The following is a 16,441-nucleotide window of genomic DNA, read 5'->3' as shown; positions in this document are numbered from 1 at the left end:
AACATTACATCTTTAAGTTTTATTAGCCTTTATTAGAAGCTTTCCATTCTCCTTAAGTTCCAAAACATCAAAATTTTCACTGCCATTTGAACTAGAAAATTGAACTTGAATATTCGGGTTTGACAGAAGAAAAAAGGTATGATTCCCTACGTGATATAGTTGTTCAGGAGCATTACCTGTCATCATCAGCTTTCCATTATCTAGGGTAATAGGAAATTTAGCCTCTCCACTCGTGTAATTTCCTATCACTTGTTTGATAAGCGCATCATCAATCTTTACCAATTCCTTTACTAAGGGACCGTAAAACCCCTTCCAATTATATACAATTGCAACGCTATTGACAATTTCATTTATAAGCATTTCGCCGTTTTCCGAATTGGTTAAGACAACTATACCCTTTCCAGATTCCATGCTACCATAAAACACACTTCGGTATCCATAATTTGCCCCTCTATGTGAGAAATAGGTTTCTCCTGGTTTCTTCTCTACAACAAAACCTAAAGTGTAATTTGAAGATGGTAGAACTTTGGTAAACATCTTTTGAGTTGTTGTTTTATTCAGATATGTTGACTTCCCCTTAAGAGACTTTTGAACTTCTATTATAACCGCTCCAATTTCAGTCGCATTGCTCCATAAGCCATCAGGGGCTAGCTCTGGGAAAATATGATAGCCGCCCGGTACAGCTTGACCATCTCCAATATAACCACGAGCATAGTTTAACGCTGAGGCCTGCAAAGGCTGGCTATAAGTGCTCCGCTTCATTCTAAGCGGATTCAAAACAGTAGTTTGCATTAGTGAGGAATAATTCGTTTTAAGTTTATCTTCCAAGATCTTTCTAATAACAGTAGTACCACCTCCTGAATAATAATATTCATTTCCCGGTGCATTAATTGACCTCACAGCATCGCTATTTGCAGGATGGATTCCGTCAAGAATTTGATTTAAATTTGGTATGGTATCATTAATTTGATATCCAAAGAAGCCGCCTGTACCTAAACCAGCTGTGTGGCTAAGGAGCTGGGAAATTGTAATTTTTTTTGATTTAGAAAAGTTATTTTCTGGAACCTTCCAGCTCGTCAAATATTCTCTTATGTCTTTCTCTAGCGAGATCTTACCTTCCTGAGCTAGTCGCAAAACTGCTATAGCATTAATAGATTTACTTATAGATGCCGTTTGATACAGCGTGTTCACATCGGCCTTGCTTTCTGATGAAAGCTCACGATTGCCATAAGCCTTTGACCATATGATTCTTCCCCCATCAATAACCGCTATAGAAACTGATGGCACCTTATAGTGCTTCATTCTTTCAAGAATATTAAAAGTCGTTTGAATGCTATCCTTAAAGATTACGCCTAATGGCAATCCCTTTTCAAACTCCGCTATCTTATCTCTTTGCAGATTTTCCTGAGAAAAAACTGGTGATAAACTAAATAAACTTATGGCTAATACATACAGATAGGATCTTCTCATATAATATATCTAATGATAATAAGACGACAGTTATAGATGATTGGTTGCAGGGTAAATCAAATCGTTAAATTACAACTTAGAAACAATTTTGAGAAGACATCTATTTTTACTCATCGCAATGAATGTTATAGAAATATTAATTGTTAAATAAATTAAAGGATAGGCGTTTCAAAAAACGAAGACTTTACTAAACTATCCAAAATGCTTAGATAATATGCCTGCGGTAAAATCAATCCAGCAAATATTGTCACCAATCTCTTATTTTAATTTCCCGACATAAGTCGATCAATTTTTTTAAATGTATATTTGCTGCAATTGGCAATTTCATCCACAACATATCACCAGTTTCTTCCGTCCTCAGTTAGGGCATTTCTGCTACTGATCTTGTTTCTGTCTGCGCTAATAGTGCAAGGTTTACACCACCATGAGCAAGAACTTCTCGATCAAAGTGTTCACAACAAAGAAAAAACTTCGGTATTGTTCAAGTATTCAACAGCCAAAACAAGTTGTAAACTTTGCGACCTGATCAAAAATCAGTCTCATGAATTTGATTCGCCGAATCTTCCGGTTTTAGCAGCAAAAACAGCTAAATACCCTGGTCATATTTTTGGCTATCTTTTTGGCCATACGGCTAATTATATTCTTTCTGCGGCCAATAAAGGTCCGCCCGCTTTAGTCGCCTAACTTCTAAAAGGCTAATTATTTCATTTTATTTTTTCGGTTTATCAAATGCATGGCATTCGCGTATGCGTTAATAATTATTTTTATGCTTGAAGCTATCTCACTATCTAAAAACTATCGGGACTATCATGCCCTGAAAAACCTAAACCTCATTGTTAATGCAGGCGAAGTATATTGCTTGCTTGGCCAGAATGGGGCAGGTAAAACCACCACCATCAATTTATTTCTGGGATTTATAGAGCCATCTGAAGGCAAAATATTAATTAATAAACAGTCTGTATCTTCTGGTGATGAGTTAAGAAGGCAACATCTCGCCTACATCCCGGAAGTTGTGATGCTTTACGGAAATTTGAGTGCTGTAGAAAACCTCGATTATTTTTCAAAACTTGCTGGTTTTAATTACAGCCGTAATCATCTGCAATCATTACTGACCGAAAGCGGGTTACAAGAAGCTGCTCACAACAAGCGCTTAAACGGTTTTAGCAAGGGAATGCGACAAAAGGTTGGGATAGCAATAGCTGTAGCAAAAGATGCAAAGATTATTCTGATGGATGAACCGACAAGCGGCCTTGATCCTAAAGCAACTGCCGAATTTAGTTTGCTGATTAAAAAACTCGCAAATGAAGGTCGCTCCATACTGATGGCTACTCATGATATTTTTAATGCAGTGGAAATCGCGACCCATATCGGGATCATGAAACAGGGAGAACTGATTCATACCCTTAAAGCAAACGAAATATCTGCGACTGATCTTCAAAAACTGTACCTGCAAACCATTTAAAGTTTTAAGATGTATCACATAAATAAATCAGGTTATTTCCTGCAATTCGTTTTTATTTCACTTCTGCTGCTAGCCGTTTTACCGTCCGCAAATGCGCAATCGAAACTAAGCGGAAAGGTGACCGACAGAACGGGCTTAGCGATTAAGGGTGCAACACTCCTTTTCAACAAAAATGATAAACAGTTAGTTACCAGTACCGATACCCTTGGCCTGTTTTCGATGGTTTTGGAAAACAACCGTACTTATCAGCTCCGCGTAACGGCATTGGGCTTTACTACTTACCAGGCAAATATTAAAACTGCATTGGCTGATAGCTTAATCAAAAATCCAATAATGCTGGATGCCACCAACCAGGAGCTACAAACAGTTGAAGTAGTGGGTACCAACGGTAAAAAATATTATGGCAACTACTCCTTTTCTGCCACTAAAACAGCGAGTTTAAACAAGGATATTCCACAGGCGATATCCTCAATTTCTAAAGAGTTAATTGCCGATCGGCAGGCGGGTGTGCTATCTGAAGCGATCAAAAACGTAACGAGTGTATCACAGAGTAGCTTTTACAATCAATTCGCTATCCGCGGAATTAATCAGAATGAAGAGGGCGTGATTATTAATGGAATGCGTACCCGCCAAAATTATTTCAACCAGCCACTTACGAGTAATCTGGAGCGAATTGAGGTCATAAAAGGGCCTGCCAGCGCTACATTCTCTAGCGTAGATCCTGGAGGAAGTATTAATCTGGTGACCAAAAAACCTTTGCCTCAACAACGCCGTGAAATCAGCATTTCAGGCGGTAGCTTTAGCACCTTCAGTGGTGCCCTTGATTTTACAGGCCCGCTGGATGAGGGCAAAACCCTATTGTACAGACTTAATGTCGGGTATGAAAACAGCAGAAGCTTTCGCGATCTCCAGTTCAGGAAAGGATACATCATTGCACCCTCGTTCTCCTATATCCCAAATAATAAAACCAGTTTAAGTATTGAAGTGGTGGTTAACAATAGTAACTCGAGGCTGGATCGCGGGCAAGCGATTTTCGGTGCCACAGCCGGCCAGACAGATCTGACCAGCACACCCATCCGCTTTAATATGGGTGCCAGCAATGATAAGTTTAACACACGTGATATAATGCTGATGGCCAACTTTTCTCATAAGCTAGGTAAAAACCTATCTTTCAATTTAGCTTACATGAAACAGGACTGGAACGAAGATCTGGTAGAGCACCGCACAAACAATGCCTTTGCCCTCGACGAAAATACCCAGCCGATCCGCAGTCTGGCAGGAATGATTGCTGTACAGAGACAACAAAAGTTTAGTACTGAAAACTTGAGTCCATATTTCTCTCTTTCAGCTAATAGTTTCGGTGTTGAACATCAGATTGTTGCCGGGTATGACCGCATCAGCACACAAAAACTTCGTGGTGGTGGGTCGAGTACCGCGCAGGGATACCGTTTGAAAGATGGTACGGTAACGCCGAGATATGATGCAGCAAAAAAAGATCTTTATCAGTTTAGCATTGTCAATGGTGTAAATGCGCCTGTGCCAAATGTAGAAGATTTCAACCTGCTTAATCCCTCCTACACACTTAAAAACCTAAGCGATTATACCTTTACCAAAACCGAAATAGCACCGGCATACTATCTGGTAAATGCCGTTTATCTTCAGGATCAGGTTACAGTGGGCCGGTTTAAACTTACCATAGGTTTAAGGCAGGAATGGTATGAAGACTATGCCAATTATCAGCTGGCTACCGAGCGGAAAATAAACTTTGCGAAACTGCTTCCCAGACTGGGCGCAACTTTCCGCATTAATCCACAGATAAATGCTTACGCAACCTATCTGCAAGGTTATCAGCCACAGGGTAATACGTCTTCTCTGGTCATCACTCCTCCGCCTTCCGGCTCAAATTTCAAACCATTGGAAAGCGATCTTCGTGAATTCGGCATCAAATCAGAGTGGCTCGATGGAAATTTGATGGTCAATGTTGCCGCATTTGAAATCAACCAAAAAAACCTGCTTATGAACGCCAATGATCCTTTGGATGTCAATCGTCTTATCGAAAGGGGTGCACAGCGAAGCCGCGGAATTGAGATCGAGTCTTCAGGTTTCATCAAAGATAACTGGCAATTTAATATTGGCTATAGCTATGTAAACGCTATTGTAACAGATGATTTCAATCCTCTGATCATCGGTCAGCGTGTTCAGAATACACCAAGGCACAGCGCAAGCGTTTGGACAAGATATGATCTTCGCCAGGCAAAACTTAAAGGTCTGGGTTTTGGTGCAGGGCTACAGTATAGCGGCAACAAACTACCGCTTTACATACGAAATTTTACTCTGCCTGCTTATACCGTGGTTGATGCTGCAGTTTATTACTCACCAAATACATCGAAGGTGCAACTTTCTATGAACCTCAACAACATCCTGAACAAAACCTATTGGGTGGGTGCACAAAATTATCTGCGTCTTTTTCCGGGCACGCCAAGAAATGTGATGTTTAATATAACTTATCGTATTTAATGAAAAATATTGTTTTTACCATATCCCGGCAAACCTACAAAAGTATAATAGCCAATAGGGCAACGTTGGCCTTAGCGGTTCTTCTCGGCCTTTCGCTTTGCCTAGCAACCTATGTAGGATGGCAGAATTTTAAATTGCAAAATAGCCAGCGTCTGCATTACAAACAACTTGTTCGGGCACAATGGCTGGCAAAGCCAGACAAACATCCACACCGGATGGCCCATTACGGATATCTTGCTTTCAGGGAAAAGCATGAACTGAGCTTTTTTGATTTTGGAATAGAAAGTTTCGCGGGTGTTTCTATTTTCCTGGAGGCACACAAACAAAACACGGTCAACTTTAGCGAAGCTGGATTTTCTAACGGTATGCTGCGATTTGGAGAAATAAGCGTAGCCATGGTGCTGCAGCTTCTTGTTCCACTGCTGATTATTTTTCTTGGATACAATAGCATTGCTACAGAAAGGGAATCAGGAACGCTGAAGATTTTGCTGTGCCAAAAGGTAAGCTGGAGAAAACTTTTATGGGGTAAAACCTTTGGAATTTTAGCTATAGTGCTTTCTATATTTATTCCGCTGATTTTATTGACCATATTGCTATGGGCATCTTTAAGCGATTGGGCAGTAAGCGGCGATTCGGCCATTAGGCTACTGATATTGATTATCTGCTACTCCGCATATTTTTTCATCATAGTGGCGATAACCGTTTTGGTTTCTGCATTTTCCAAAAGCTCCAGAACAGTATTAACTACGCTGCTTGCTGCCTGGATTGTGCTGATCATCATCGTTCCGAGGATTACACAGGCCGTTGGGAACAGGATTTTTCCGGTTCCATCCAAGCTTGAATTTTTGGACCAGATTGCCTCCGATGTTCAAAAGCAAGGTGATAGTCATGATGCGAATGACCCTCACTATGCCGGAATAAAAGATTCTTTGCTCAAAGCTTACAGCGTAGATGACGTGAAAAAACTGCCTTTTAATTATGGCGGCTTCATCATGGCAGAAGGAGAACGGATCACGGCAGGCATCTATTCAGCTCACCAAAAAAAACTGAACGAGAAATTTCAGCGGCAAAACGGTATTACCGCTATGGTAGCCCTGCTTAATCCATACCTGGCATTAAAGCAGGTTTCAATGGCTTTAACTGCTTCAGATTTTGAGACTTTCGTTGATTTCCAGAATCAGGCCGAAGCCTACCGCTATGGATTGGCGCAAAAAATGAACAAGCTTCAGATCGATAAAATCAGTAATGAGAAGCCAGGTGAACACGACAAACCGCTTTCCATCAGCCGCTCCAACTGGGCAGAACAGCCCGATTTTAATTATAAGTTTAAGATTTACGGTAAAGTATTGCAACAGGAGGCCGTTGCACTTGCTGCCCTAGGGCTTTGGCTATCAATGGTTATTCTTTTACTTCAATATTCCCCTCGGTGGATCAAAAATGTTTAGCATAATGAAAAATACCTATAAATTGGAATTTAAACTTTTCTTCAGAAGTACTTCAGCATGGATTGGCATATTGGTGTTGCTGGTTACCGGATTTGCTGGCTTGTATTTTGGCAAAACCTTTATCGATAAGCAAAACCGGGCAATTGAAAAGGCCGCAGTGCTCCAGCAGAAGAATACTCAAAATAATTTAGAACACTTTGGCAATGACATTGGCCTTTTCTTCTTCCACAATAAATTTTCAATGGCCAATGTACCTCAGCCATGGGCAGCATTTGCCAATGGCCAGCGGGATGTGAATCCATACCTCATTTCTGCCACGATGCTGGCGCTGGAGGGCCAAATTTATGATACCGAAATCAGCAACCCTGTGAGCCTATTATTTGGGAATATGGACCTGAGTTTCGTATTCATCTATCTTTTTCCTCTCGTGATTATTGCTTTAGTATACAGCTTAATTGCGGAAGAGCGGGAATCGGGAATCTGGCCACTGTTGAAATCACAGACTAACCAACTTTCGAAATTAATTTGGAAAAAATTTATGGTCAGGATGGTGACGATTTACTTCACTTCTATCGTTTTGTTTTTAGCCGCCCTATTATTCCTTCATTTGCCGATTGATCAAAATTTGTTTGCAGTAAGCGTTATCATCTGGCTGTATCTTGCCTTTTGGTTTGCCGTATCATTTTTTGTAATTAGTTTAAGCAAGTCTTCCAACTACAACGCTTCCGTTTTAGTTGCCCTGTGGGTATTATTATGTGTGGTATTACCGGCCAGTTTGAATCTGGTACTCACCCAGAAATATTCAGTTCCCGAAGCGCTGCAAAATGTGATCAATCAACGTGAGGGCTACCATGAAAAATGGGACATGCCAAAAGAAGTCACCATGAAACCATTTTTTGAGCATTACCCTCACTTGAAGCAATATCCATTTCCCGCTGATAAGACGTTTAGCTGGTTTTGGTATTATGGCATGCAACAGATGGGCGACGACCAAGCGGTTGAAAGCAGAAAATCAGTAGCCGAAAAGCTTAAGCTAAGGCAGCGTTTTACTTCAATTGCAGCACTTTTTCTACCAACCGTTCAAACTCAACTGGGCATCAATGAGGTTGCCGGAACAGATTTGAATGCTCATCTCGCTTTTCAAGAGGCATACCGATCTTATCACGAGAAAACCAGACTACAGTTTTACCCTGCAATATTTTTAGAACATGGAATAGAAACAACTAAGGTAAGCTCCACTAAACTTGAGGCATTTACACCAGGTACCATTAAAGATTGGACAAGATTGGCATCATTGAGTTTGCTCACCATACTGTTTCTGATATTAACGTTGATAAATCTCAGGGAAATCCAAATTGTTAAATAGTTCTGATATGCATTCCATGGTAAACAAGGTAAAAAATCATTATGATCAGTTTCGAACTCATGACTGGTATTCATGCGGCCGGTCCGAGCATGCAAAACGTATTTCGAATGCTTACATTGGAATGATTCAATAAACGCGATAAGGGACTGTGGCGGACAGTCATAGTCTCCGCGTATTTATTTTATAATAGATGTTATCCGTATTCATATGTATTACTTTCAGCTATAAGCTTGCTTGGTTTATTAAAGGCGAAATCCATTAAAATAGAATAAAGTAAGTTATTAATTACAGTCCTTAGATTAAATAGGACTGTAATTTGCGCATTATCTCAATGACTACAACAAATACCAACGCCAAGGCTGACTTATACAGATATTTGTTTTCTTTTGGATTGCATAATTATTAAAATCATATTAAAACATCAGGAAACGGTGAATTTTTGTTAGGTATTCAGATTCGCTTTTAAATTTGTCTCACAAAACGAAAGTATCAATAGACTAATATTATTTTTTAGTAAAAAAAATTGTATTAGCTGCCATTTAATTTGTAGAGAATTAATTTTGAAAACAGAAAGTTATCGAAGTTACTTTCACTAAAGTATTCAAATCTAAAATCTTACTTCGAAGGCAGCATCCTTTATTACAATTGAATCTTGCAAGTCTCTGGTATTATATAACACACCATTTAAATTCCCTCCGACAAAAGGAACGGATCCATCCTTTGGTTTTTTTGATATTTTGAAATTGAAATTTTAAATGCCGTTTTGCTTTCAGTTGTTGTAAAGGTTTTTGAAGCTGAAGTTCCTAGTTCAGTTACAAGATAAATGTGGGTTGAAAAATCTTTTTGAAATGCATTTTTACTATTTATCAGATATTCGCGGGCTTTAATATCAAAGATCTGAAATTGAAATTTTGAACTAATTGTAGTATTAAGTACTTCTTTTGGAACCTTTACATTCACTGTATACATTTCATTGCTTGTTCCATCGCTGTTTCCGAGTATAGTCCAACTTCCATGGAAAATATCACGATTAGTAGCAATAGGCCCCTCTATATTAATTGGTTTACCAGCAATATTAGCTTGAAAATATTGTATGTAACTATCTTTAGCAATCACTTCGGTGTGTTCTTTTTCACAAGCTGTAAATAAAGAAATTATTACACAGAAAATTATAAGTTTAGATTTCATAGTAATCAAATATAGTATTCATTCTTCTTTAATTGCAATTAGTCTTGTTATCGTTTTCTAAATTGAACTCGAATTTAAAGAATGTATAATTAAGTAACCTCAAAAATGAAGATTTGAACTATCGATAAGATGTTAACTAATTCCAATATAATATTCCGACCGCCAAGGTTTTATTTTAGCAATGACTATCCTTACAATTGCAACTACATCAAAAAACTTTTAAAGATTGCAGAAAATGCATATGTACCATATATTTGGAACAATGAATACTAAGATAGGGATGGTAAATCTTGTTTTTTGGAATTACTCATAAAGACAAAGTAACCACTAGACTCACTGAAGGAATTACCTTGCTGCTTTCAATTTCACTAATTTATTGGGCAGTTGACTAACACGACTCATTGAAAGTCAACGAAAAAGGCCTGCTCATTTACGAGCAGGCCTCTAAAAAATTAACGAAATCTTCGTTATGTACCCTCTCGGAGGATTACTTTGAACACTTAAGTGCCTTCTTACAGGTTCTTGGGCCAATTGTTGATGACCTAAAAAGCAAAGGATTTATATAAAAATCTAGTTTTTAGGAAAAGTGGCAACCGTAGTGCTGAAAATTTAGAACACAAAAACTTGGCAAATATGAATGAGAATAGTTTGCTTTTTTCGTTGACGAGGACGAACCAATGAATTCGATCTGAGATTCCACTAGGATTAACAAGTCATTTTGGAACTTAAGATCAGAAAACCCAAATGTGAGTAAAAGGTTATATCTGGATAAACCGTAGGAGATTGACCCCGTCTCGCCAGTAAAAAATATATTACAACACACTATTTACAAAGCATTTACAAATAATTAAAAATTGGTGCAAAGGGGTCAAATAAATAGGTTTGTGCAGCAAGTACACCCAATTTTGCTATAAAATGAATGAGCTTAAGAGCAGGCAACCCTCTCTTAGGCCGAAATCCATGGGCCCAATACTAGTAAAAACTGGTCACCGACAAGATTATCACTGATGCTATACATGGAGCCCAATGATCTTAAAGCTGATGATAGGGATTTTCTAAAGCTTTTATTTGAAAAATATCCGCAAATGGAAAAAATGGAAAAGTTAGTAAAAGGCTTTAAAAATCTATTTAAGACCAAAAAGGATGGGATGCTTAAAGCATGGATTGAGGAGGTACTTGAATCAGAATGTGGCTTGAACAACTTTGGGAAAAATCTTTGAAAGATTATGATGCAGTAAGTAATGCGGTCATTACAAGTATAAGTAATGGACAGGTAGAAGGACAAGTTAATCGAATAAAAACAATAAAAAGAAGGATGACCGTCACCCTCCTTCCCTCAACTTTAAATTTAACATCATTGGAATAGCTCAGCATATTCAATACATCGCTTATATTTTTATACCGTGAAATATTACCATTGAATTTCTCACCGGATGCTTTACCTGTATATACTACGTCGATATTGTACCAGCGGATGATTTTTGTCATCACCTCCTCAATCGGCTCATTTCTGAACCGGAAATAACCATTTTTCCAGGCCATCACATTTTTGATGTCAGCAGGCGCAACGATGATAGGCCGCCCATCCTGTATTACCGATTGCTCTCCTGGTTTGATGATTTTTTCCTGTCCCACATGATCTGATACGCGCACGCTCCCTTCAAGTAATGTAGTTACTGTCCTGTGATGATCAGCGTAGCTATTTACATTGAAATGTGTACCCAGTACCTTTACTTCCTGGAGGTTGGTTTTTACTATAAAAGGATGTGTTTTGTCTTTTGCAATTTCAAAATAGGCTTCACCTGTAACTTCAACCTCGCGCAATTTCGACGAAGCAAATGAAGAAGGGAATTTTATAGAGGAAGATGCATTTAGCCATACTTCACTTTGGCCTGGCAGGCGGAGTCGGTAAGTTTCCCCAACAGTAGTTGACAGGGTATGAATATGCGTACCTGCGGCCGATTGATCATCTTTTACAGCATAAACCACTTGACCGTCTGCAGTTTTACTGATCACTATTCCAGCCTCATTAGCTAGCTCACCATTAATGGCTACAGATAATAATATTTTTTTGCCGTTATCCAGCGTAAGTGTTGCTGTGTTCCTGCCGGGAGGGATATCATTCCTGATGATGTTGACCAATTTCTGTGAATAATCCTGACCATGATAAATAAAGCCGATCCCTACCAGAAGAAAAACTGCGGCAGCAGCACTGCTAAACCAAAGTTTACGCAGCTTGGCCCTGCTCCGCACTGCAGACGCTAGTTCTATTTTCGCTTTTAATTCGTCCCACTTGTTATTGGTATGAAAAGCAGAGTAGGTTTTCATTGCATCAGCAGATTCATCCCTGATGGCACGAAGTTCTGCTAAAAGCAAATGCTCATCCGCGTTTAGGGCATTTGGCGACTGTTCATCTGATTCAAGTTTATCTAAAAGCCTGTTCCAGTCAGGAGTAAAAGGGCTGAGATCTTTATCCATATCAACACACTGTCGTAGATATATCGAAAATGGGTGACAGTAAATCGGGAAATTTCTATTTTTTCCTAAAAATAAATTTAAAAACGCCCTGACAATAAAGAATAGGCAATAAAAAAAAGAATTAGGTGATTACGAAGCACTGAATAAGCCCTACTTAATTGCGTTTTTACTGTATTAATTGAAATATTTTGCTTTTTAGCAATATTTGCATAGCTCATTTTATCTACAGCATGCATAATAAAGATGGTTTGTAGGTTTTCAGTTAGCTTTTGAATCAGTTCTACAATTTTTATATAACGCTGATGCCTGATTTCGTTATATTCTGTCTCATCGTTATGTTCTTGTTCCTCTTCAAGAGCGGCCAGCATCGAATTCCTTTTTTCAGTTACTGCAGTTTTACGCAGGAAGTCGATGCATTTATATTTCACTGCCCTGCGCGCATAGGCTTCAAAACCTGTAGTCAGTTGAATGGTGTGGCGCCTTTGCCAAAAGTCTATGAAAAAGTCCTGAACCATATCTTCCGCTGCGAATTGATCATGAACGTATTGCATAGCCACAGCACACAAAAATTGATGGTTCCTTCGAAACATCGTTTCGAATTCGTCGATATGGAGTATTTTACTTTCTTCTCCTTCCATTAATTAGAATCATAAATACACGCTGATAGTGAACTCAGCATTGATAGTGGGCCAATACTCATTAAAGTAAACAGACATTTAATGAATCACATAGTTAGCTAAAAGCTATGAATATACGAAATGAATTGATCATGCATAAAATCGGTTCCTTACATATTTATGAAATGAATCATAACATGTCACCGGTCCATGGAAGTACATTCGCTGGGTAAATGATCGGAAGCCATTCATTCGGATACAGAACATAGACAATAGTACCTTTAATCTAAAATACAAAGCCAGCACAGTGATATTTCTGTCTACTTTAAATAAATTTCATATTACGCTAACTTCCTGAAAACGATTATAACTTACAATGCCAGTCGATAACCCATCCATTGGATTTTAGAAAACCGGAAAGCTTTTTTCTATTTCCGTCGAACAAACTATTTAGAATTCGATGCATCTGTTGATCAACAAATGTATCGCATTCGAGCCTGGCATGATAGGTGTAAATTTTTCCGATCTTTAAATGTCCAATCATGCCTTTATGTTCTAAAGTCCTTAAATAGAAAGATAGTGTACTATAAGCCAGATTAGTTTTTGAAATTCCCTCAAAAATATCTTTTGCTAGAGAAGGCCCTTTTTGCCAAAGAAAAATTAGTATTTTTATTTCCAGATCATTCACACCAGTAAGTATTTACTCAAATATAACAGGTTGGTTTTCAACAATCAATCATCGTTAATCTAATGGTGATTTATTAAGATAAATCACGTTTTCACCAAAAATAATTCGGGAATTACGCTATTTTCGGACAGCATTCCGAAAAATATATGACAACGAAATATTCCCATGTAATTACTGAATAAATATCCATTGAAGTTCGATGGATAACATATGAATGTACAATTGAGATTGTTTGCTGATTACTCCATACCTAGCTGATCAATATTGAGTTTCGTTTAAAGGCACATCCAAGCTAAATAATAGAATCTGCTTTTATAATTAATAGAATAAAATCAATTTTATTGTAGAAAACCTTACTCTTGTGTTATACGAACTCGCACCACAGCTTTTACAAACAGAGTGTACTAACCTAAAATAGAGTTATAATCCTTATACGGAGACCATAATTATCACCCCTCGCCAGTTGTTTTAAATAATGGAAATCGAATAACTGTCTCTGATGTGGAAGGCAATTATTACTTTAATTTTTATCTACCTAATTTCTAGTCAATTTGAGTTGAAAAGGCAAAATGAATGAATGTATAAAATAGAATTGTATTTGCGAAAAGGACCGAGCAAAATTCTCGAGCAGTTTAAACGAGTTGCAAAAGCTTCTTCAAAAACTTTGATAGTTTATCAATTCCCTATTATACTATCTGGTGACCATTCTACTGCTTTGGGTACAACCAGCGAAATCAGGACGATAAATCCTCATGAAGATTTAGGCGTTGTCCGGATTGACGCACATGCAGAAACACATTTGAGATTCATTTTTCCCTTCATGCAATATCTATGGCAGGCTGCTTGCTCCAGCGCTGGTAACAGGCAAGGGAGAAAATCAAAATAACAGCCTCCGGAATGAAGCATTAGGCTATGGAACAAAATGAAATAAATCGGGTTGGGGGGAAACTAAAGTTATTCCCGGGAATCTGGTTTATTTTGGCGTAGCAGTGACATTGACAGCATATCTGACAGGAAGGGGTTTTTCGCTTTCAAATATTCTTACGGTCACCAGGCAGCTAAATCAACACTGTAAAATTTATGCTTTTACAACCCAAATGATGTGAAATGGAATGAAATAGTAGTCAAATGTTTCAAAATTTCCGGAAGAGTGATGGAATATTCGCTGGTGATTGATAGTGAACGGCAACAGTATGAAATTTGTAAAACTAAAACAAGTTTAATATAAAATCATGATCATGAACCAAATTGCCTATCTGGATAATGCTGCAACTACTCAAGTTGACCCGGAAGTACTTGAAACAATGATTCCTTACATGAAAGAATGTTATGGCAATCCATCCTCAACTTACGCCCTGGGCAGGGATAGCCGCTCTGCGATCGAATCAGCAAGAAAACAGGTAGCCGAAATACTCGGAGTTAAGGCAACCAGTATTTATTTTACTAGCGGCGGAACTGAAAGTAATAATACGGCAATCGCAGCCTCGGTAAATGATTTGGGCTGTACCCACATTATTACCTCTCCTATTGAACATCATGCGGTGCTGCATACTGTGAAACACTATGCTAAAAACAGCAAAATCAGCTATTCGTTTGTCCGGTTAAACGCAGCAGGAGATGTAGATCTGGATGATTTGGAGCGTCAGCTGGTTGAATACGCTAAAAATGGTCATAAATGCCTGGTAAGTCTTATGCACGCCAATAATGAAATAGGCGTCATGTTGGAAATTGAGTCAGTTGGCACCATTGCACGACGGTATGGAGCAATCTTTCATTCTGATTGTGTTCAGACCATCGGACATTACCCGATAAACCTGATTAACTTCGGTGTTCATTTTGCATCAGCATCAGCACATAAATTCCATGGTCCTAAAGGCACCGGTATACTTTATGTTAGCGACGGAACCAAGTTCGGCGCACTCCTTCATGGTGGAGGTCAGGAACGAAAGAAACGGGCTGGCACAGAAAACGTTCACGGGATTATAGGATTCGCAAAAGCACTTAAACTATCTATGGAAAACTTCTTATATGATCATTCCTACATCAAATCGCTAAACAAAAGAATGAGGATAGGACTTAAAGAAATAGCAAAGGAAATAACCTTTAATCATTCAGAAACGTCTCTTTATACGGTTTTAAGTGCCAATTTTCAATCTGGCAGCAATACAGATCTAATGTTGTCGCTGTTGGACAGCAAAGGTATTTATGCATCAGGTGGAAGTGCTTGCAGCAGCACGGAAGATGAAGGAAGTCATGTCATTAGCGCTTTAAATAGAAACCTTCCAGGTGCAACCATTCGTTTTTCTTTCAGTAAGATGACCAGTGTGGAAGATATAGACTTCGCAATTGAATCAATTAAGGGGATTTTGACCCCCACAAATCATGCGCTTAGTATCTAATGGAGTTGATAGGTTATTTATTATCTGGCTTGATTGGAATCTCTCTGGGCCTTATGGGCGCTGGAGGAAGTATACTGACCGTACCTTTATTGGTGTACTTTTTCAATATTGATTCTATTCAAGCCGCCAGGTATTCACTTTTTATTGTTGGAGTTTCAAGCGCATCGGCCATGATACCTAAAATCAAAAGAAAGGAAATTTTAATGTTACAGGGTTCACTTTTTTCGATTATTTCATTACTTGTTGTGTGTGTGATAAGAAGATTTATTACGCCACAAATTCCAGCTGTTGTTTGGCATTCAGAGAAGATTTACCTCACCTATAGTTCGCTGAGTATGATTTTGTTTTCGATACTGATGTTATACGCATCGGTGTTAATGCTGAAGCGGGAGAAAATCAAGTGTGGTAAAATATTAAAACCAATAAATGAGTTCGTTTTATTTGGTACAGCAATTTTTACTGGATTGGTGACCGGATTTCTCGGAGCCGGGGGCGGCTTCATTATTGTTCCTGCACTGATTTTATTTTTTAACATGGAAATCAGAAAGGCTATCGGTACTTCGCTGTTTATTATTGTGATTAATTCATGCGCAGGCTTTTTGTCGGAAATTGATCAACAAAGTACCGATTGGACATTAATTCTAAACATTACCTGCATTTCACTTATTGGGAGCTTTATCGGAAATAAAATATCGCTTCAGGTAGATACCATGAGGTTAAAGATATATTTCGGGTGGCTTATTATTTTAATGGCTATTTGCATTTTATCTACTCAGCTTAACAATGTTTACAACCTCTCTTAAACAAATCC

At 38.4% G+C, this 16,441-nt stretch carries 15 protein-coding genes; 9 read left to right on the top strand and 6 right to left on the bottom strand.

The genetic code is table 11. The features are described 5' to 3' along the window. Window positions 1-12: 12 nt before the first annotated feature. Window positions 13-1,470, bottom strand: a complete 1,458-nt coding sequence (locus tag ASE92_RS09135) for a serine hydrolase (RefSeq protein ID WP_056849789.1) — start codon at window positions 1,468-1,470, stop codon at window positions 13-15. Between the two features lie 405 nt (window positions 1,471-1,875). On the opposite strand from ASE92_RS09135, the gene ASE92_RS09130 reads away from it, so the two are divergent. The 5 genes from ASE92_RS09130 to ASE92_RS09110 all read left to right on the top strand — a co-directional run bounded on the left by ASE92_RS09130 (window position 1,876) and on the right by ASE92_RS09110 (window position 8,260). Beyond that, window positions 1,876-2,154, top strand: a complete 279-nt coding sequence (locus ASE92_RS09130; protein WP_056849788.1) for a hypothetical protein — start codon at window positions 1,876-1,878, stop codon at window positions 2,152-2,154. Between the two features lie 82 nt (window positions 2,155-2,236). Next, window positions 2,237-2,932, top strand: coding sequence for an ABC transporter ATP-binding protein (locus ASE92_RS09125; RefSeq protein ID WP_056850033.1), 696 nt, complete (start codon window positions 2,237-2,239; stop codon window positions 2,930-2,932). Window positions 2,933-2,941: 9 nt separating this feature from the next. Then, window positions 2,942-5,449 (top strand): TonB-dependent receptor, encoded by a 2,508-nt coding sequence (locus tag ASE92_RS09120; RefSeq protein ID WP_200926388.1) that lies wholly within the window; start codon window positions 2,942-2,944, stop codon window positions 5,447-5,449. Continuing rightward, a complete protein-coding gene (locus ASE92_RS09115; protein WP_056849787.1) occupies window positions 5,449-6,894 on the top strand; it encodes a DUF3526 domain-containing protein in 1,446 nt (481 codons plus the stop codon). The genes ASE92_RS09120 and ASE92_RS09115 overlap by 1 nt, the downstream gene beginning before the upstream one ends. 4 nt (window positions 6,895-6,898) lie before the next feature. After that, the gene (locus ASE92_RS09110) at window positions 6,899-8,260 is read left to right on the top strand and encodes a DUF3526 domain-containing protein (RefSeq protein WP_162237753.1); all 1,362 of its coding nucleotides are present in this window, start codon (window positions 6,899-6,901) and stop codon (window positions 8,258-8,260) included. Between the two features lie 607 nt (window positions 8,261-8,867). Here ASE92_RS09110 and ASE92_RS21710 read toward each other — a convergent pair. Both ASE92_RS21710 and ASE92_RS09105 read right to left on the bottom strand, forming a co-directional pair. Then, a complete protein-coding gene (locus tag ASE92_RS21710) occupies window positions 8,868-8,939 on the bottom strand; it encodes a hypothetical protein (RefSeq protein WP_369817410.1) in 72 nt (23 codons plus the stop codon). A gap of 5 nt (window positions 8,940-8,944) precedes the next feature. Further along, on the bottom strand, window positions 8,945-9,448 hold the full coding sequence (locus ASE92_RS09105; RefSeq protein WP_056849785.1) for a DUF5025 domain-containing protein: 504 nt from the start codon (window positions 9,446-9,448) through the stop codon (window positions 8,945-8,947). Between the two features lie 1,094 nt (window positions 9,449-10,542). Between ASE92_RS09105 and ASE92_RS21605 the strand changes: the two genes are divergently transcribed. Further along, window positions 10,543-10,668, top strand: a complete 126-nt coding sequence (locus ASE92_RS21605; protein ID WP_255352340.1) for a hypothetical protein — start codon at window positions 10,543-10,545, stop codon at window positions 10,666-10,668. A 4-nt stretch (window positions 10,669-10,672) separates the two neighbouring features. Here the strand turns inward: ASE92_RS21605 and ASE92_RS09095 are convergent, their stop codons facing one another. From ASE92_RS09095 to ASE92_RS21705, 3 genes are all read right to left on the bottom strand, one after another. Beyond that, window positions 10,673-11,926: a FecR family protein gene (locus ASE92_RS09095; RefSeq protein WP_056849783.1), complete on the bottom strand. Its 1,254-nt coding sequence runs from the start codon at window positions 11,924-11,926 to the stop codon at window positions 10,673-10,675. A 77-nt stretch (window positions 11,927-12,003) separates the two neighbouring features. Then, complete coding sequence (locus tag ASE92_RS09090) at window positions 12,004-12,564, bottom strand: RNA polymerase sigma-70 factor (protein ID WP_056849782.1); 561 nt, start codon at window positions 12,562-12,564, stop codon at window positions 12,004-12,006. Between the two features lie 343 nt (window positions 12,565-12,907). After that, the gene (locus ASE92_RS21705; protein WP_056849781.1) at window positions 12,908-13,231 is read right to left on the bottom strand and encodes a BlaI/MecI/CopY family transcriptional regulator; all 324 of its coding nucleotides are present in this window, start codon (window positions 13,229-13,231) and stop codon (window positions 12,908-12,910) included. A gap of 577 nt (window positions 13,232-13,808) precedes the next feature. Between ASE92_RS21705 and ASE92_RS09080 the strand changes: the two genes are divergently transcribed. The 3 genes from ASE92_RS09080 to ASE92_RS09070 all read left to right on the top strand — a co-directional run bounded on the left by ASE92_RS09080 (window position 13,809) and on the right by ASE92_RS09070 (window position 16,433). Continuing rightward, entirely contained in the window at window positions 13,809-14,117 is a 309-nt protein-coding gene (locus ASE92_RS09080) for an arginase family protein (RefSeq protein WP_056849780.1), read from the top strand. A gap of 352 nt (window positions 14,118-14,469) precedes the next feature. After that, window positions 14,470-15,630, top strand: coding sequence for a cysteine desulfurase family protein (locus ASE92_RS09075; RefSeq protein ID WP_056850031.1), 1,161 nt, complete (start codon window positions 14,470-14,472; stop codon window positions 15,628-15,630). After that, window positions 15,630-16,433 (top strand): sulfite exporter TauE/SafE family protein, encoded by an 804-nt coding sequence (locus tag ASE92_RS09070; RefSeq protein ID WP_056849779.1) that lies wholly within the window; start codon window positions 15,630-15,632, stop codon window positions 16,431-16,433. The genes ASE92_RS09075 and ASE92_RS09070 overlap by 1 nt, the downstream gene beginning before the upstream one ends. Window positions 16,434-16,441 lie beyond the last annotated feature (8 nt).

This window comes from Pedobacter sp. Leaf41 (assembly GCF_001422545.1).
GTDB lineage: Bacteria > Bacteroidota > Bacteroidia > Sphingobacteriales > Sphingobacteriaceae > Pedobacter.
This window is presented reverse-complemented; position numbering and strand designations above follow the sequence as displayed.